The 18,413-nt window shown below is 60.8% G+C and carries 14 protein-coding genes; 6 read left to right on the top strand and 8 right to left on the bottom strand.

Features of this window, described 5'->3' with window-relative positions; genetic code table 11:
* Window positions 1-189 precede the first annotated feature (189 nt).
* The 3 genes from RSO67_RS27815 to RSO67_RS27805 all read right to left on the bottom strand — a co-directional run bounded on the left by RSO67_RS27815 (window position 190) and on the right by RSO67_RS27805 (window position 4,586).
* The gene (locus tag RSO67_RS27815) at window positions 190-1,773 is read right to left on the bottom strand and encodes a TolC family outer membrane protein (RefSeq protein WP_315841485.1); all 1,584 of its coding nucleotides are present in this window, start codon (window positions 1,771-1,773) and stop codon (window positions 190-192) included.
* 392 nt (window positions 1,774-2,165) lie between these two features.
* Entirely contained in the window at window positions 2,166-3,578 is a 1,413-nt protein-coding gene (locus RSO67_RS27810) for a mannose-1-phosphate guanylyltransferase/mannose-6-phosphate isomerase (RefSeq protein ID WP_315841484.1), read from the bottom strand.
* 9 nt (window positions 3,579-3,587) lie between these two features.
* The gene (locus RSO67_RS27805) at window positions 3,588-4,586 is read right to left on the bottom strand and encodes an NAD-dependent epimerase (protein WP_315841483.1); all 999 of its coding nucleotides are present in this window, start codon (window positions 4,584-4,586) and stop codon (window positions 3,588-3,590) included.
* A 256-nt stretch (window positions 4,587-4,842) separates the two neighbouring features.
* On the opposite strand from RSO67_RS27805, the gene RSO67_RS27800 reads away from it, so the two are divergent.
* A complete protein-coding gene (locus RSO67_RS27800; RefSeq protein WP_315841482.1) occupies window positions 4,843-5,856 on the top strand; it encodes a glycosyltransferase family 4 protein in 1,014 nt (337 codons plus the stop codon).
* A 7-nt stretch (window positions 5,857-5,863) separates the two neighbouring features.
* On the opposite strand, the gene RSO67_RS27795 is transcribed toward RSO67_RS27800, so the two are convergent.
* The 3 genes from RSO67_RS27795 to rfaD are packed head-to-tail and all read right to left on the bottom strand — an operon-like array spanning window position 5,864 to window position 10,243.
* Window positions 5,864-7,774 (bottom strand): nucleoside-diphosphate sugar epimerase/dehydratase, encoded by a 1,911-nt coding sequence (locus RSO67_RS27795; RefSeq protein ID WP_315841481.1) that lies wholly within the window; start codon window positions 7,772-7,774, stop codon window positions 5,864-5,866.
* Window positions 7,771-9,240: a D-glycero-beta-D-manno-heptose-7-phosphate kinase gene (gene rfaE1, locus RSO67_RS27790; RefSeq protein ID WP_315841480.1), complete on the bottom strand. Its 1,470-nt coding sequence runs from the start codon at window positions 9,238-9,240 to the stop codon at window positions 7,771-7,773. Before rfaE1 ends, RSO67_RS27795 begins: the two co-directional genes overlap by 4 nt.
* A 22-nt stretch (window positions 9,241-9,262) precedes the next feature.
* Window positions 9,263-10,243 carry an ADP-glyceromanno-heptose 6-epimerase gene (gene rfaD / locus RSO67_RS27785; protein ID WP_315841479.1) on the bottom strand — a complete coding sequence of 327 codons (981 nt, stop codon included), beginning with the start codon at window positions 10,241-10,243 and terminating at the stop codon, window positions 9,263-9,265.
* Between the two features lie 192 nt (window positions 10,244-10,435).
* Between rfaD and waaF the strand changes: the two genes are divergently transcribed.
* The gene (gene waaF / locus RSO67_RS27780; protein ID WP_315841478.1) at window positions 10,436-11,509 is read left to right on the top strand and encodes a lipopolysaccharide heptosyltransferase II; all 1,074 of its coding nucleotides are present in this window, start codon (window positions 10,436-10,438) and stop codon (window positions 11,507-11,509) included.
* Window positions 11,506-12,033, top strand: a complete 528-nt coding sequence (locus tag RSO67_RS27775; protein ID WP_315841477.1) for an HAD family hydrolase — start codon at window positions 11,506-11,508, stop codon at window positions 12,031-12,033. The genes waaF and RSO67_RS27775 overlap by 4 nt, the downstream gene beginning before the upstream one ends.
* On the opposite strand, the gene RSO67_RS27770 is transcribed toward RSO67_RS27775, so the two are convergent.
* Window positions 12,015-13,073, bottom strand: coding sequence for a glycosyltransferase family 4 protein (locus tag RSO67_RS27770; protein WP_315841476.1), 1,059 nt, complete (start codon window positions 13,071-13,073; stop codon window positions 12,015-12,017). The genes RSO67_RS27775 and RSO67_RS27770 overlap by 19 nt on opposite strands.
* Window positions 13,074-13,188: 115 nt before the next feature.
* Between RSO67_RS27770 and galE the strand changes: the two genes are divergently transcribed.
* Window positions 13,189-14,202 (top strand): UDP-glucose 4-epimerase GalE, encoded by a 1,014-nt coding sequence (gene galE / locus RSO67_RS27765; RefSeq protein ID WP_315841475.1) that lies wholly within the window; start codon window positions 13,189-13,191, stop codon window positions 14,200-14,202.
* A 9-nt stretch (window positions 14,203-14,211) separates the two neighbouring features.
* Here the strand turns inward: galE and RSO67_RS27760 are convergent, their stop codons facing one another.
* Window positions 14,212-15,096 (bottom strand): AraC family transcriptional regulator, encoded by an 885-nt coding sequence (locus RSO67_RS27760; protein ID WP_315844379.1) that lies wholly within the window; start codon window positions 15,094-15,096, stop codon window positions 14,212-14,214.
* A 423-nt stretch (window positions 15,097-15,519) separates the two neighbouring features.
* Here RSO67_RS27760 and RSO67_RS27755 point away from each other — a divergent pair, with 423 nt between their 5' ends.
* Window positions 15,520-16,329 carry an outer membrane protein gene (locus tag RSO67_RS27755; RefSeq protein WP_315841473.1) on the top strand — a complete coding sequence of 270 codons (810 nt, stop codon included), beginning with the start codon at window positions 15,520-15,522 and terminating at the stop codon, window positions 16,327-16,329.
* 245 nt (window positions 16,330-16,574) lie between these two features.
* Window positions 16,575-18,377, top strand: a complete 1,803-nt coding sequence (locus RSO67_RS27750) for an ABC transporter ATP-binding protein (protein ID WP_315841472.1) — start codon at window positions 16,575-16,577, stop codon at window positions 18,375-18,377.
* Window positions 18,378-18,413 lie beyond the last annotated feature (36 nt).

The following is an 18,413-nucleotide window of genomic DNA, read 5'->3' as shown; positions in this document are numbered from 1 at the left end:
GTTCAATGCAGCCTCGGAAATTCCAGGCGCCTTGTATGACCCGTGCGCGGATCTACTGGCCTTACAAAATATGACTTGCCAGCTTTACAGGCGATCCTTGCGGAGCGCCTGTACTATTTCGCGGTTCAGACGAATTGCTGAACTTACGGTAAACCCGACCGCGGATTATGAATCTGCGTACTTAACTGGTTAACGGCGCCCCGCAGAAGCATCGGCCGACACGCTGCCCTGCCCGACCTGGCCCGATGTCACGAACAATGCGTTGGCGTTCGACAGATCTTGCGAGGCCCAGCGATCACCGAACAGCACGGCTTTCGGTTCCAGCGCCGGTGCGAAAGGCGAATTCCAGGTCTGGAAGGGCAGAACCGTATTAAGCGGTTCGGATCCCGGCTCCGGCGCCGTCAGCAGGATCGGCGGCAGGCGATACGGGATAAGACCGGATGCACGGCTCTCGATCGGCTCAGACTCCGGCGGCTTGCCGGTCTTCAGATAGGACAGCAGCTGTCCCATGGCCGCCAGCAACTGATAGTCGGCGAACACGGTGACGCCGCGTGCAGACACCAGCGAGACGTTGGCGTTGAAGTACTGGTTCTGCGAGTTCAGCAGATCGATCAGCGTGCGCTGGCCGAGCTCGTATTCCTTGTTGTAGGCTACGAAAGTACGGCGGGCAGCTTCAACTTCACGCACCAGCGCTGCTGCACGCTCCGTCGTGATCGTGCGCGCAGCCCATGCCTTGTCGAGCGACTCTAGCGCATCACGCTGCAAGCGTGCATGGCGCTGCTGCTGCTCGATCATGCGTTCGCCAGCTTCGGCGCGCTTCCACGCATCCTGACCGCCGCGGAAGATATCCCAGCTCACAACAACCTTGCCGCTGACTTCGTCGCGATTACCCGGATAGGTGATCGAGTCCTTGCCGCGCAGCGCGCGGCCTTCCAGGGCGACGTTCGGAACGAATGCGCCGGCGGTCGAGTCGAAAGCACGCTTGGCCGCATCGACATCTGCACCAGCGGCGCGGATCGTCGGATTGTACTTGAAGGCGACGTCGAGCGACTCGTTCTTGGTTGCCGGCATATCCGGCAAGCGACCGGGGAAACGCACATTGAACGGTTCAAGACCAACGGTCTTGCGATACTTGGCGCGTGCATAATCGAGGCTGAGGCGGAAATCCGACAGCACGGCTTCCGCTGCGGCTACACGCTCTTCCGCCTGCTGGGTATCGCCCTCACCGGCGCGACCACCAGCGAAACGCGCACGGACATTGGCGCGCAGTTCGAGATGAACCTTGAGATTTTGTTCGGCAAGCGCAACCAGTCGCAGATAGCGCGTCACATCGACATAGGCTTCAGCCGCATCGAGCGCGATCAGTTCGGTCCGTTCAAGCACCCGGAACGCCGCAGCATCCACGCGCGCAGCCTGACGCCAGATGTCGTTGATCGACGCAAAGCCGTCGAACACCAGCTGGCGCACCGTTACCGACGCTTCGCTGCCGTTGACATAGGAGCCATTGCCGGCCGGCGCAGGAACGATCGCCCGGTTCAACATCTCGGGGCCGGTATTCGCCTGCAGCCTGATCTGAGGCAGCAAAGTACCTTGGCTCTGGCGAAGTTCGGCTTCGGTGGCACGGCGATTGGCAGACGCCTCGCCGACACCTGGGTTCGTCTTTACCGCCTGATTGATGGCGTCAAGAATGAAAAATGGCTCGGCTGCATGAGCGAACTGGCCGCTCGATCCTAGCAATACAACTACAAGGAAAATCTTTGCGATCTGCTTCATGGATTGAGCGCTAACAAGAAACGGAACTTGCCGCAATCCGAAAGCCACATTTTGGATCGAAAACTGACTCATTGTTGCAAGAATGCATTACCTCGTCCGGAGGCGGCACGGTCCGCTTATCCGTCACGGCACTGTCATTTTCGTCCCTGATTTCAGGCGTTTATCAATGCCTAACAACAGGTTAACACGATTTCGTGAGTGGCAGAACCGCCCTCAGGACGATGAATGCGCGCTGGGCGGGCCAGAGCGCGCCCAATTGTGGCAATCATCGCTATTTCGTAAAATGGAAAAAGATACGACATGAAGGGATCGTGGTAACCCCTCACCGGCACCAATTCAGGCGAATGCACGCTGTGGGTGCATTGATTCGGGCGAGTATCGCCCGGCGGCCGCTAGTTCCGCTTATAGTCATCCTCGATGCGAACGATGTCGTCCTCGCCAAGGTAGCTGCCCGTCTGCACCTCGATCAGCTCGAGCGGGATTTTACCAGGGTTTTCCAGACGGTGCGTGGCACCGAGCGGGATGTAGATCGACTCGTTCTCGTGGACGGTCTTGATCTGATCGTTGATCGTCACCTTCGCGGTACCACGCACAACGATCCAGTGCTCGGAGCGATGGTGGTGCATCTGGAGTGACAGCCGCTCGCCGGCTTTCACCACGAGGCGTTTCACCTGATAGCGCTCGCCATCCTCAAGGGCCTGCACAGATCCCCACGGGCGATGCACCTTGAGATGATCCTCGGTGACCTGCGGCGCCGTGACCTTCAGCTTCGCCACAAGCCGTTTCAAGCCGTTGGCATCCTTCTGACGGGAAACCAGCACGGCGTCGTGCGTCGCCACCACCACGAGATCGTCAACACCCTCCAGCGCCACCACCGGACCATCGCTGGCCACATTACAGTTGCGCGAGTCCTCGAACACCGCCACGCCCTGCGCGGCATTGCCCTGCGCATCCTTGTCGGACAGCTCCCACACTGCGAGCCACGAGCCGACATCCGACCAGCCGCAGGACACCGGCACCACAGCCGCCTTCGTCGTCTTCTCCATCACGGCATAGTCGACAGAGATCGATTTTGCCTTCCCGAAAGCGTCCGCATCGAGCGTAAAGAAGCCGAGATCGCGGCCGGCCTTCGCCACAGCGCTGGTGATGGTCTCGACACTATCGGCGTCGACACCACGATATTCATCGAGCAGCATCCCCGCCCGAAACATAAAGTTGCCGCTGTTCCAGAGATAGCCGGCCTCAATATAACCGGTTGCCGTCTGCAGGTCCGGCTTCTCGACGAATTTGGCGACGCTCTTCACCTTGTCAGAAAGCGATTGGCCTGGTGAAATATAGCCGTATTCGGTGGCCGCACGCTCCGGCTGCACGCCGAACGTCACGATATGCCCGGCATCGGCAACCACCAGACCTGCGCGGCACGCCGCCACGAAAGCCGGGACATCACGCACCACATGATCGGCGGCAAGCGCAAGCACGACCGCGTCCTCATCGCGGGTCTGAGCGAACGCGGCACCGGCGGCAATGGCCGGACCTGAATCGCGCCGAGCCGGCTCGAGCAGGATGTCTGCATCGAGCCCGATCTCGGCGAGTTGTTCGCGCACCATGAACCGATAGGCGGCGCTGGTGATGACAATGGGACGATCGAACAAGCCAGCATCGGATACGCGAATCACCGTGTCCTGAAAGGTCGAGCGCGGTCCGAACAATGGCAGAAATTGCTTCGGGCGCCCCTCACGCGACGACGGCCACAGGCGCGTACCGGCACCGCCACACATGATCAGGGGAATAATGCGCTTGCTCATCAGTCGCTCTCAACCCTTCGCGTTCAGATTACCGTAGTGGCTGCGGTACCACGTCACGAATTGCCGAATCCCCTCCTCGATCGAGGTATCCGGCTTGAAGCCGACGTCACGCATCAGATCGTCCACATCGGCAAAAGTCTCAGGCACATCGCCCGGCTGCATCGGCAGCATCGTCTTGATCGCCTCAAGCCCCAGTTCCTTCTCAAGAACCGAGACCACATGCAAAAGGTCCTCTGGCTTGTGGTTACCGACATTGTAGATTCGCGCTGGCGCCTCGTCCTCACTACCGGTCGGCACATGATCAATCAGCCGCCCGATAGCACCGACAACGTCGTCGACATAGGTAAAGTCGCGTCGCATGTTACCGTGATTGAAAAGCTTGATCGGCTGCTTGTCGAGGATCGCCTTGGTAAACAGGAAGATCGCCATATCCGGCCGGCCCCATGGACCGTAGACGGTGAAGAAGCGCAGCCCGGTGGTCGGCAGGCGATAGAGATGGCTGTAGGAATGCGCCATCAACTCGTTGGCCTTCTTCGTCGCAGCATAGAGACTGACCGGATTGTCGACCCTGTCGCTGACGGAGAACGGTTTCTTCTTGTTGGCGCCATAGACCGAGGATGACGACGCATAGAGCAGATGCGCGCAGCCATTGTGCCGGCATCCTTCGAGGATATTGAGAAAGCCCTCGAGATTGGCATCGGCATAGGCGTGTGGCTGCTCGATGGAATAGCGCACACCCGCCTGCGCAGCGAGATGAATGACAACAGGAAATTTGTATTCGCTGAACAACGCCGAGATCGCGGGACGATCTGCCAGATTCGCCCTCACAAAGGTAAAGCGGGGCTGGCCCTCCAGCAGCTTCAACCGCGCCTCCTTCAGCGCCGGATCGTAATAGCTGTTGACGCTATCGAGGCCAACGACCGTGCGGCCTTCGGCCAGCAGTTGCCGCACCACATGGAAACCGATGAAGCCCGCAGCACCGGTGACAAGAATGGGTTGTTCAGACATCGTGTCCCCAGACATTCGCCAGGAGTCGCCACATTGCATGACGATCCGTGTCGCATACCATTAGCCATCCAGGCGATTATGCTGCAACACTTCGGCATCGCAACACCCGATTGCGTCAGAAGCGCGGCCTTCGCCGCTACCTATGCCGTAGAAACAGGATAAGAAGAGCCGCCGTGCATAACTCCGAACTATTTGTCTCATTGCGACCCAAATCTTCCTTGCAACGCATGTCATTCCTGCGACCAATGTCATCCCGATGTCGTCATTTGAATTGATTACAACCTTCGTCGCCCTGGTTGTAGCCGCCGTTCTGTCCGCGGTTTGCATCAAGGCCATTCATCCGCTGCTGATCCGCTACGCAATGGCGCGACCGAATGCCCGATCGTCCCACAAGGTGCCGACCCCGCAAGGCGCAGGCATCGCGGTGATATCAGTCACGCTGCTGGTTGCCGGGTGCTCGATTGCAGTTCTTCCCGTTTCAGCAATACCGGCACTGTGGGTAATGTTCGGGGCAACGATCCTGATCGGGGCCATCGGCGCGATTGATGATCTGCGTCCGATCTCCGTGACGCCGCGACTGCTGCTGCAAGCCGTCAGTATTGCCGCGATCCTGTTTGCCCTGCCCGCGACATTGCAGATCGCACTGGCCCTGCCTCTCTGGATCGAACGCGGCTTGCTGCTGTTGGCCGCACTCTGGTTCGTCAATCTCGTGAATTTCATGGATGGGCTCGACTGGATCACAGTGGCCGAAGTGATTCCGATCACCGCGGTGCTGGTACTGATCGGCTTCTCCGGGCAACTGCCGTTATCGACGGCGCTCATTGCCGCTGCACTTTGCGGCGCCACGCTTGGCTTTGCGCCGTTCAATCGGCCCGTCGCGAAGATGTTTCTGGGCGACGTCGGCAGCCTCCCCATCGGGCTGTTGCTGGCCTGGTGCTTCCTGCAGCTGGCCTATGCGCACCATCTGGCTGCCGCCATCCTGCTGCCGCTGTACTACCTTGCCGACGCGACCATCACCCTGCTCCGGAGGCTGGCAAAACGCGAGCCGGTATGGCTGGCGCATCGCTCGCACTTCTATCAGCGCGCGACGGACAATGGCTTCGCCGTGATCGAGGTTGTGCGAACGGTGTTCGTGCTCAATATCGGCCTGGCGGCACTGGCCGGGCTGTCGATCTATTTCCGCTCAGGTGTCGCCGACGCAGCTTTGCTTGTACTTGGCAGCGTCGCCGTCGCCACGGCATTGCGGGCATTCTCGACGCCGCGCCGCTGACGCAGACTCACTGTGCCGCCGCCCGATATTCCGGCACCGCATCCTTCAGCGTCGCCACAGCGACCTCGTGTTGATCCGCATCAATGGCTTTTCGCAAGATCGCAAGCCAGCTGTTCAGCGTCTCCAGCGGCAGTTCGTTCGGGCGGGCAGCGACGATGCCGGCGATACCGATCTCGCTGGTTGGCTCCTGCTCGGCGAACAATATCTCGTTGAGCCGCTCGCCCGGTCGAACACCGGTGAACACTATATCGATATCGTAGCCGGGCTGAAGGCCGGACAGCCGGATCATGCGGTCGGCGAGATCGACGATCTTCACCGGCTGCCCCATGCTGAGCACATAGACCGACGCATCGGCATGCTGCGCATTCATCGCATGGGTTGCAGCGGTGACAACCAGATCGCAGGCCTCGCGGATGGTCATGAAGTAGCGCACCATATCGGGGTGCGTCACCGTCACCGGCCCACCGGCTTCGATCTGCGCCTTGAACTTCGGCACGACGGACCCATTCGACGCCAAAACATTACCGAACCGCACCGAGATTAGCCGCATGGGTGATTTGGCGTCACTGCCGCTGATGGCGTCGCCATCGAGCGCTTGGCAATACATCTCGGCAAAACGCTTGGTGAGACCGAGCATCGACACCGGCTCGATTGCCTTGTCGGTCGAGATCATCACCATCGCATCAGCGCCCGATGCGAGCGCCGCATCGGCGACATTCACAGAACCGAAGATGTTGGTCTTGACACCCTCGCCCCAGTCACGCTCCAGGATCGGCACATGTTTCAGCGCGGCTGCGTGAAACACCGCATCCGGCTTGAAGGCGATCATCAGTTGATGAATGCGCTCGCGGTCCCTGACATCGGCGATGCGGCCCTCGATCGCTGCGCTGGTGACTTTGGCCGCCAGCTTTTCCATAGCCGCATGAAGCGCCGGTTCTGAATTCTCGATAATGAGCAGCCGTGCCGCGCCGAACGTGATGACGCGGTCGCAGATCTCGTAACCGATCGAGCCGCCACCGCCGGTCACGACGATCGCCTTGCCGCGCACGAAATTCTCCAGCCGGGCATAGTCGATCTTGACGCTCGGTCGCAGCAACAGATCCTCGACTGCCACCGGCGCCAATTGCGGCGTATCGCGGCTTTCCTCGAGTGACGGAATCCGGCTGACCGTCAACCCGAGCTTGCGCGCACGCATCAATACCGACTCGGGCAACGCCTCTGCTTCAAACGCCGACGGCGTCATCACGATCCGTTCGATCGGGCGTTGCCGCGTGCTGAAGTCATCAACGACATTACCGAGATCATCGATGCCGCCCAGGACCGGCACACCTCGGATCGCCTGTCCGCGATCGGACATCGCCGGCGACAAGATACCAACCGGCCACATGCGCTTGACGGCACCACTCTCAATGCCGCGCAAGAACACCTCGGCATCGGCCGCACGACCAATCAGCAGTGCCGGTGACGCATCCATCGCGCGCGCCTGATTGCGCGTACGTGTATAACGAAAATAGCGATAGGCCAGTCGCGATCCGCTCAGAAAGAATATCTGGATAAACCAGTAGATGATGATCGTTGTCTTGCCGAGGAAGAACGTGCCGTACACGTTCGGCGCCAGGAAGATATAGTCGAGCACCAGAAGCGCGCCCGTCAGCACCGTGGATGCCTTGATGATATTCAGCAAATCGGGCAGCGAAATGAAGCGCCACTTCGTCGTCGTCAGATTGAACAGGTAACAGACGAAAAAGCTGAAGACGACGAAGTACGGCAGGATCTTCAGGAGCAGCGGCAGCCGATCCCACAGATTTTCGCCATCGAAACGCAGCACGAAGCTGAGAACGACCGCGGCCGCCGTGACGATGGCGTCATGCGTCGCAATCAGCCAGTTGCGGGCAGAAAACTGTGTGATGCGTGTCATGACTGTCCGCTGCGCGCGCGCTCGACCAGCGACGTCGTGCTGTGGCCTTGCAGGATATCGATCAGGATCACCTCTCCGCCGTTGGCGGCGACAACCTCATGGCCGACCACCTGCTCTCGCGTGTAATCGCCGCCTTTGACCAGCGTCGCCGGCGCGATCTGCGTAATCAGGTTCAGTGGGGTATCCTCTCCGAAAATCACGACCAGATCGACCGCTTCCAGCGCCGCAAGCACTTCTGCGCGAGCGCGTTCGTCCTGCACCGGGCGCCCCTCGCCCTTCAGACGCTTCACCGACGCGTCGCTGTTGAGGCCGACGATCAGGCGATCACAGGTCGCGCGCGCTGCCGTCAAAACCTTCACATGGCCGGGATGCAGGATGTCAAAACAGCCATTGGTGAAACCGATCCGCAACTGTTGTTTGCGCCAGTCGACCAATTGCGCATTGAGCTCAGTTGATGCCACGATTTTCTCTTCGGCGGCCAGAAACGCATGCGGCAAAATCCGGCGGCGCAATTCAGACGGTGTCACCACCGCCGTTCCTTTCTTGCTGACGGCGACAGCGGCAGCGGCAGTTGCCGCGCGCAATGCCGCTTCCCAATCTGCCCCGGCCGCCAGTGCCACGGCCAACATGGCTGCAACAGTGTCGCCGGCACCCGAGACGTCGCGCACCTTGACCGGCAGCGCCGGCACATGGACGGGCTCGCCATCGCGTGGCACCAACGTCATGCCATGCTCGCTCTGGGTCACCAGCATCGCGGCGCAATCCGCCAGGATCATCGCTTCCTGCGCAGCGGATGCGATGTTGATGTCGCTGTCGGCGCGACTGCGTGTTGCCTCGGCGAATTCCTTGCGATTCGGCGTCAGCAAGGTCGCGCCACGATAGATCGCAAAATTTGCGCTCTTGGGATCGACGATGACGCGCTTGCCGAGCTTCTTTGCCGCGTCGATGACGTTGCGGATCACCCGCGCGGTCAGCACACCCTTGGCGTAATCGGACAACAACACGATATCGGCGCGCACGAGCTGCGGCAGAATCGTATCGATTAATTGCTTCTCGATGACCGCAGACGCCGGTGCAGCCAGCTCCCAATCGGCACGCAGCATATGCGTTGAGAAATGCTCGGACACGAAGCGCACCTTGCGCGTCGTCGGACGCGATGAATCCCTGACCAGCAATGCTTCGATCAGAGACTCCTGCGCGAGCGCATTCTTGAGCGTTGCGCCGGCATCGTCCTCACCGACCAGGCCGACAAAGATGCATTTCGCGCCGAGGGCTGCAATATTGCGTGCGACATTGCCGGCACCGCCGATATTGATCTCGCTGCGCTGAACCGCGATGACCGGCGCAGGCGCTTCCGGCGAAATGCGCGACACCTCGCCATAGACGAATTCGTCGAGCATCAGATCGCCGACACAGAGCACCGTCTGATCGGCAATCGCGTGCGACAGGGCGTCGAAATCAAACATCACACCGGTACCTGTTGCGCGTTCAGCGGAAGCGATCGGGCTGATCGAGAAAGCCCTTCACATAATGGGAGACGGCATCTTCCAATGTTGTAAAATCGCCGTTGTAGCCGGCGCCGCGCAACCGATCGACTTCGCTCTGCGTGAAGTACTGATAGCTGCCGCGAATCTGCTCGGGCATGTCGATATAGTCGATGTTCGGCTTGGTGCCGAGTGCAGCATAGGCTGCCAGCATCAAATCCTTGAAGCTGCGTGCGGTTCCCGTCCCGACATTGAAGATGCCGCTGACATTGGGTGACGCCAGCAGCCACATCATTACGCGGACGACGTCCTCGACATAGATGAAGTCGCGGCGCTGATCGCCATCGGCAATACCTTCGCGGTGCGACTTGAACAGCTGAATGCCGCGGCCGGCCTTGATGTCGTCGAAGCGCCGCGCCAGCACGCTCATCATCGAGCCCTTGTGGTACTCGTTCGGCCCGAACACGTTGAAGAACTTCAGGCCTGCCCATTGCGGCGGCATCTTTTCGCCCTTGGCGACGCGCTCGGCCACCGCGAGGTCGAACAGGTGCTTGCTCCAGCCGTAGAGGTTCATCGGCCGCAGTTTTTTGAGTTCGGGAATGGTCTGCTCATCGCGAAAGCCCTGCGCACCATCGCCATAGGTCGAAGCGGACGATGCATAAATCAGCGGCGTCGCATTGGCCGTGCACCAGTCCAACAAGCGCATCGACAGCCGGAAGTTCGTCTCGATCACAAGATCGCCGTCGGTCGCTGTGGTTTCCGAAATCGCGCCGAGATGAATGACCGCATCGAGCTTCCTGCCCTTCAGCCAGTCCGTCAGCTCGGCTGGCGGCACCACATCCGCAAGTTGCCGCTTGGCGAGATTACGCCATTTTCCATCATGGCCGAGCACATCGCAGACAGCCACGTCCGCGCGGCCGGCGTCGTTCAACGCAGCCACGACATTCGATCCGATAAAACCGGCTCCCCCGGTCACAAGCAGCATGAAGTCCCCGATCTCATGATTGACCCACCTTTGCCTCAACGCTGCCCCACAGGCAACTTGGGCAACGGGATGTTCGTTGCCGCCATGGGGACATGGTTGGAAACATCCCAAATGGCTTTACCTGCAGGAATGGAGCGGGTACCGACGTGAGCCGGATATAGCCCGCGGCAGAACAGCGAAGTCCTTGAAAGAATGAACGTAAATTCCCCATACCAGGGCGTGATGGTCGATCCGGATGATACCCGGCCGATCCTGGTCGTGCCCTATATGTGGATCGGTGATTTCGTCCGGGGTCATACGGTCGTCCGGGTCCTGAAAGAGCGCTGGCCGAACCGGCCGGTCGATTTGCTGGTGACCAAACTGGTCGCCCCGCTCGTCGACTACATGCCGGGCGTCCGCTCAGGCATCGTCTGGGACCTGCCCCGCAGCCAGCTCGCGCTCGCCAAGCAATGGGAATTGGCGGCCACCCTCCGCGCACGGAACTATGGCACCGTACTGGTGATGCCCCGGACCTGGAAATCGGCGCTGGCCCCCGCTTTGGCCGGTATCCCGGAGCGCATCGGCTTTGTTGGCGAGGCCCGCTTCGGCCTGATCAATCAATGGCGCTGGGGCGAAAAGAAGCTGCCGCGCATGATCGACAAGAAATGCGCGCTGGCGCTGCCGGACGGCACGCCGCTGCCACCGGAATGGCCGGTGCCCCAGTTCCGCGTGCCCGCCGACGAGATCGCGCGCTGGCGGCAGACCAATGGGCTGGGAACCGGTCCGGCCGTGGCGCTCGGGCCCGGCTCGGTGGGCTCGTCCAAGCGCTGGACCTATTATGCCGAGGCCGCAAGACTGCTGGTCGAGCGCGGGCTGGACGTCTGGGTCATCGGCGGTCCTGGCGAGAAGGACCTCGCCAATGAGATCATTGCCGCCGCTAGTCCCCGCGCCCGCGATCTTACGACCAACGACCTGCGCAATGGCGTGATCGGCATGGCCGCCGCCAATGTCGCCGTGGCCAACGATTCCGGCCTGATGCATATTGCTGCGGCTGTCGGCACGCCGACCATCGGCATTTTCGGACCGACCAGCCCGCAGCTTTGGGGACCGCTCAATCCGCTGGCGGCGACCGTGCAGACGAAGACCATCGTTCCGTGCCAGCCGTGTCACAAACCGGTCTGCACCATGAACAATCATGCCTGCATGCGCGACATTCCGTCCGACGATGTCGCCGGGATTATTCAAGGCGTGATGGCCGAGACATCCAACAGAAGCGCGCAGATATGACCACTCAAGCAAAGCCCGCAGCGTTTCTCGATCGCGACGGCGTCATCAATTACGACGACGGCTATATGGGCACATCCGATCGCATCCGCTGGATGCCGAATGCGGCCAAGGCCATTCGCAGGCTCAATGACGCCGGCTATTTCGTCTTCCTGTTTTCGAACCAGTCCGGCGTCGCACGCGGTTATTTCACCGAAGACGAACTCAATACGCTGTTTAAGTGGATGCGTTCCGAACTCGCCGCGCAGGGCGCCCGCATCGATGATGTCCGCTATTGCCCGCACCATCCGGCCGGATCAGTTGCAGGCTATCTGGAAGATCATCACTGGCGCAAGCCGAGCCCCGGCATGATCCTCGACCTGATGCACCACTGGCCTGTGCAACGCAAAGGCAGTTTTGCCATCGGCGACCGCGATACGGATATCGAAGCGGCCAAGGCCGCGCATCTGCCCGGCTTCCTGTTTGCAGGCGGCGACCTGGACGCGTTCGTTGCGGATATCCTGCAGGGTCAGAGCAGCCTGCGATAAACCTCGGCGATTCCCCGCGCTTCCGCATCAAGGCTGAATTTGTCGAGCACACGCTGGCGCGCATGTGTGCCCATGGCTGCAGCGGCATCGGGATCGCGCATCAGCGGCTCCAACGCCTGCGTCAGTGCTGCCGCATTATCGGTCGGGACGAGTTTCCCGGTAACCCCCTCTTCAACGGCAATTTCAGCAGCGCCGGCCCGCGTCGCGACGAGCGCCGCGCCCACCGACATCGCCTCGATCAGTGTCAGACCGAAGCCCTCATTGCGCGAGGTAAATGCGTAGATCGTCAGGCGTCGATACCATCGCTCGACCTCTTCGATCGGCAATTCGCCGGTGATGACGATGCGCGACTGCAGACCGGCGTCAGCGATCTTCTTCTTGAGCTCATTGGCAAAGCCGATCTGGTCCGGCGTGATTGCCCCGACAATGACAGCGGTGAAATCCGGATAGCGCGGCAACAACTCGCACATCGCGTCGACAAACAGATCAGTGCCCTTCTGCGCACGCACGCGGCCGAAGCAACCAATCGCATAGCGCCCCGGCAGGTTCGTTTCCGCAAACGCCGCCGCACGATCAATGGGCGGCGCGTAGCGATCGGTATCGACACCATGCGTCACCACGGTCGCAGACCGTTTCAGATATGATGCGGAGATCTCGCTGGTCGCGATGATGGCGTCCATCCGGTTGATCAGCCAGCGCGTGATCCAGGTATGATGGCGCTGCGCTGCCGAGGTGAAGAGCAGTTTCAGCGGCCACCCGAGGGCCTTCAGCAGAACGCCGGCAATCATCTCGTTGTTGCGCCGCGCGTGCCAGATCACCGGCTTGCGGCGCAGCCACAATTTCACGAGATCGCCGATATCCATGCGCGCAATGCCAGCGGGCGCGTCGGATCCGAGCCATGCCGCGTCGAACATGTCTGCGAGTTTCGGCGCCACCATGCGGTTGGTTGCCGTCACACCGGAGTAGCGCCAGTGCAGATTCGTGACGATCAGCTGCAGTTTATCGGCCGTTTTGCCCGCAATCGGCACAGGTGACTCCATTTCGCCTGATTTCCTATACGCAATATTAAGCATAGTGGCCAGTTGCCGGCCGTCGAAACCCACTCTTCACCCCGGGCGCGATAGCGTTCCCAAAACGGGAGAGTGAGTAAATCCAATGACCGTCCTTGTCACCGGCGGCGCCGGTTATATCGGAAGTCACATGGTCCATGCGCTGGTGGAAGCCGGCGAGAGCGTGGTCGTGATCGACAATTTGTCGACGGGCTTCTCAGCATATCTCCCCGAGGGCGTTCCGCTGTTTATCGGCGATGTCGCTGATGAGAACCTTGTCGAGGGCGTCATCGCTGCCCATGGCATCGACGCCATCATCCATTTTGCAGGCTCTGTCGTCGTGCCGGAATCGATGCGTGACCCGCTTGCCTACTATCGCAACAACACGATGACGACACGCAACCTGCTCAGCGCAGCAGTGAAGTGCGGCGTCAAGAAATTCATCTTCTCATCGACCGCTGCCGTCTACGGCAATCCCGATTTCACGCCGGTGGCAGAAGATGCCCCAACGCGTCCGCTGTCGCCTTACGGATCATCGAAGCTGATGACCGAGATCATGCTGCACGACATCGCACCGGCCTATGGCATGGAGTTTGTCGCGCTGCGTTACTTCAACGTCGCCGGCGCCGATCCGCAGGGCCGCACAGGCCTCGCCACCATGGGCGCAACGCATCTGCTCAAGATCGCCGTGGAGGCCGCCACCGGCCAGCGCAGCAAGATCGACGTGTTCGGAACCGATTACCCGACGCCCGACGGTAGCTGCATCCGCGACTTCATCCATGTGAGCGACCTCGTTCAGGCCCACCGCGCCGCATTGAGCTACCTGCGCGAAGGCGGCGCATCGACTACCCTGAATTGCGGTTACGGCCGCGGTTATTCGGTGCTGGAAACCATCGAAGCCGTGCGCCGTGCATCCGGCCGAAATTTCGCGGTTCAATACGCCCCGCGCCGCGACGGCGACATCATGACCATGATCGCCGATACCACCCGAATCCGCGCGACGCTCGACTGGACGCCCCAATACGACGATCTCGAAACCATCGCCCGCCACGCGCTGGCCTGGGAAGAGAAGCTCGCCCGCGAGCGCCATGGCATCGAATTGATGGCGAAATCGGCCTGAGTAGTTAGATCAGCGCCGGCACTGCGTCGGCGTCTCGCCGAAACGCCGACGAAATCGCTGATTGAAGTATGAGATCTCGTTGAAGCCACTGGCTAGCGCGATTTCACTGATCTTCAGCCGATCACCCTGCTCGTTCGTCAGCAAACGCATTGCATGTTGCAGACGGCGCTCCAGAAGGCGTTCGGTGAAACTCGATCCGGTATCTTGCAGAAGGTCCTGGAGATAGCGCGGCGACACATCCAGTCGGCGCGCGACCTGCCCCACCGAGAAACCCGGCTCCGCGAAATGGCGATCGATCTCGGCGATGATTTCCTGCGTTCGCGACGCGCGCAGACCGCGCATCGACGCAAGTTGTGCAGCGTCGCCGCGGGCACCTAGCGCGAGCGCCGTCAGATCCAGCAATGTCGTGCTGATATGGCTGTCGAGCTCCGCATCATGCGGATCGCGCAGCAGATCGACCGAGATGTCGATGTAGCGTCGCAGATGAGCCACGGCTGCGCGCCGTTCGTCGAGCGGCTGGATCAGGAGATCGTCGACATTTCCAATGAGAGGCAACAGGCGCTCCCTACTGACGGTCAACGTCGTCGACGAGAAATCCGCATCTGATCGCAAATCTGCCGGACGTCCGTTCGTGCCGAGAAAAGCGCAGTCTGACGACAAGGCCGTTTCGCGCCCCACCTGATCGACGACCAGCGTCCCCTCGCCTCGATGAAACATCAAACAGAAATCATCGTCCGGCCCGCGCGAGATTGCCGTTCTGGATCGTCGGATTCGACTGAACGTGCCGCCGAACCGGGTGACCCGCACATTCGAATAATCTGCCCAGTGCACGAAAGCCGAGAATGGCCGATCTTCAGCACGTGTGATGTCCACGCAGCAGGTGAGCGCTTCCATGTTCTCGCACCACAGCGCGAATTTCTGGTGATCCAGCAATTCCGGATCAAATCCATCTGAGACGAAACTGGCCTGATGCATATGTCCAACTCATGTCCGACGAATAGTGTAGCAACACAGAACAAACTCATCACGAAAAATCTCGGCAGAGCGGCGTTCTGTAACCGTAGTTGTATAGTGCGCATATGTGCTGTTGCGACAACGCCACATCGACGCGAAGTTTGGTGACGGTGCGCGAGAACTAAAATCTGCTACGCGCGTGAACAAGACCTCTCCGCCAGCCCTGTCATTGTGCACGTGGAAGCCGCGAGTCCCGGCATCATTCGCAGATGCCTTGGCTCGACGACACTTCACATGCGATCGCCGATGACGGCGAAGCATCGGAAATCACTTGCCGTGCGCAAGAAACTGAGGGGCCTGATCATGAAGAGATTATTCGCTGGCGCAGCACTGCTTGTCGGTGCAGCCGTTCCTGCCGTTGCGGCCGACATGCCTTATCCGGTGAAGGCGCCAGTCGCGCCCGTCCAGGTGTTCTCCTGGACTGGCTTCTATGTCGGCGCCAATGTCGGTTTTGGCGGTGACAAGTTCGACTATCCATTCCAGGCTACCCAACGGCAGTTGCAGGCCGAGGCAGCCGCGCGCGTTGCCAGCACAAGCGGCAATTTCAGCCTGACCTCAAGCGGCTTCTTTGGCGGCGGACAGGCTGGCTACAACTATCAATACAATGGTGGCTTCGTCATCGGCATCGAGACGGACTTCCAGTGGTCCGGCATCAAGGGTCGCTTCGAGGGCAATCAGACGCTGAACAATAACGGCGTGACCACGTCCGCGGCATTCGGCACCGGCTCCGAAGTCGAATGGTTCGGCACGATTCGCGGACGGCTCGGCTATGCATGGGACCGCGTGTTCCTGTACGGCACCGGCGGCGGCGCCTATGGCCGGGTCAACACCAACGGGAACTTCACTCTGACCGGCCCGAATGGTGTGCTCGGCCAGGTTGTGGCGGTATCGGCCGGCCAGACACAGTGGGGCTGGACCGCCGGCGCGGGCCTCGAATACGCATTCGCCCCGCAGTGGTCGTTCAAGACCGAATATCTCTATGTGGACCTCGGCCGGAGCACGCTGTTCTCCACTGCCGTCAACGACGTCGCCAATGGTTTCTCCTCCAACTCCAGCATCTCGGTCGATACCAGGTTCCACACCATGAAAGCGGGTGTGAATTACCGGTTCTGATCGGGTTACACCCCGCCAACCGGAAGCACGGCGCGTACCCGTCGCGTGCCGTGCTTCCGAGAGATTCTGGGACCAAAACGGCCCGAATCCGGCGGGGGACGCCATTGAGCCAACGGGTTAACAAAGTCTTGGCAAGCCCGATTTTGGCTTGAAAAACCGCGATTTAACGGGCAATCAGGCGGCTGTTTCGCAAGCTGACCGGGCTCCCTGGCAAATCCCTGCCCGGCGCCGTCGCTGGACCGCGGATGGCCAAGATTACTCGCAAAGTCACTGACGATCCTTACGGCGCCTGGGCGCTGATCCGCCGTCTGATCGCCGAACAGGCGGTCACCTATTGGCGGCGCTACCTCTTAGCCTTCCTGCTGATGGCCGTCTCCGCCGCGACCACCGCGGGCGCCGCCTATATGCTCGGTGAGGTGATCAACCAAGCCTATGTGGACAAGAGCATCGAGCGCATCGCGCTGTTCTCGGGTTTCGTGGTGGTGATCTTCCTGATCAAGGGCGCCTCAACCTACGGCCACACCGTGATTCTCTCGAAGATCTCCAACGCGATCGTCGCGAACAATCAGCGCCGGCTGTTCGCCAAGCTGATGAACGAGAGCATCGGCTTTTTCTCGGAGCGGCATTCGTCGGAATTCCTGCAGCGGCTCACTGCCGGCGCCAATTCGGTGACGCAGGTGCTCAGCCTGCTGATCAACGCCGTCGGCCGTGACCTGCTGTCGCTGATCGCGCTGGTCGGCGTGATGGTGATGCAGGACCCCTATATGGCGCTGTTCGGCTTCCTCGTCGCGCCGCCCGCGATGCTGGTGCTGCGCAAGCTGGTCCGCCGCATCAAGGGCCTCGCGCGCAACCAGTTCACCGGTACCACCGAAATTCTGGAAGTGATGCAGGAATCGCTGCAGGGCATCCGCACGGTGAAGGCCTTCACGCTCGAAAAGACCATGCAGCAACGCATGGAAGCGAGCATCACGGCTGTCGAGCAGAACGCCAACAAGATGGCGCGCGTCTCCAGCCGCTCCAGCCCTCTGATGGAAACCCTCGGCGGCTTCGCCATCGCCGCATCGCTGATGTATGGCGGCTATCGCGTGGTCGCGATGGGCGCAACGCCCGGGCAATTCTTTTCCTTCGTCACCGCCTTCCTGCTGGCCTATGAGCCGGCGAAGCGGCTGGCACGGCTGAACATCGACCTCAACAGTCAGATCATCGGCGCGCATACGCTGCTGGAAATCGTCGACAGCCCGGCTTCCGAACCGAATGACGACCACAAGCCGGCGCTCAAACTAACCGATGCGCGCGTCGAGCTGCATGACGTGACGTTCCGCTATCGCCCCAACGAGGTCGTGCTCAACCGCATGAGCTTCGTCGCCGAGCCCGGCAAGGTCACCGCGCTGGTCGGTCCGTCCGGTGGTGGCAAGTCCACGGTGCTGGCACTGCTGCTGCGGCTCTACGAGGTCAGCGAAGGCGACATCACAATCGACGGCCAGTCGATCGGCCAGGTCTCGCGGCGCTCACTGCGCGGCCAGACCGCCTATGTCGGACAGGATGTCTATCTGTTCCGCGGCACGATCCGCGAGAACATCGCCTTCGGCAAACCCGGCGCCACGGAAGACGAGATCGTCGCGGCAGCCAAGGCCGCCTGCGCCCATGATTTCATCATGGGCTTCCCGCTCGGATACGAGACCCCGGTCGGCGAGCATGGCGCACAACTCTCAGGCGGCCAGCGCCAACGCATCGCCATTGCGCGCGCGCTGGTGAAGAACGCGCCGGTCATCCTGCTGGACGAGGCGACAGCGGCGCTGGATTCCGAATCCGAGAAATCGGTGCAGGAAGCCATCGAGCATCTCTGCCAGAATCGTACCACGATCGTCATTGCGCATCGCCTGCACACCATCATGCATGCTGATGCCATTCTGGTGGTCGAGGGTGGCGAGATTGTCGAGCGCGGCCGCCACGACGACCTGTTGCGCCGTGGCGGGCGCTACGCCTCGTTCTTCCGCTTGCAACATCGTGATGCTTCGCCGCTGGCACCGCTTGATGCGTCGGCGTAAGACTTGCTTCTGTTTTCTGCCGCGCAAGCGCGGCAT

It is taken from the genome of Tardiphaga sp. 709 (genome assembly GCF_032401055.1).
Taxonomy (GTDB): Bacteria; Pseudomonadota; Alphaproteobacteria; order Rhizobiales; family Xanthobacteraceae; genus Tardiphaga.
Note: the sequence above shows the minus strand (reverse complement) of the source record. Positions and strands in the feature narration are given on the sequence as shown.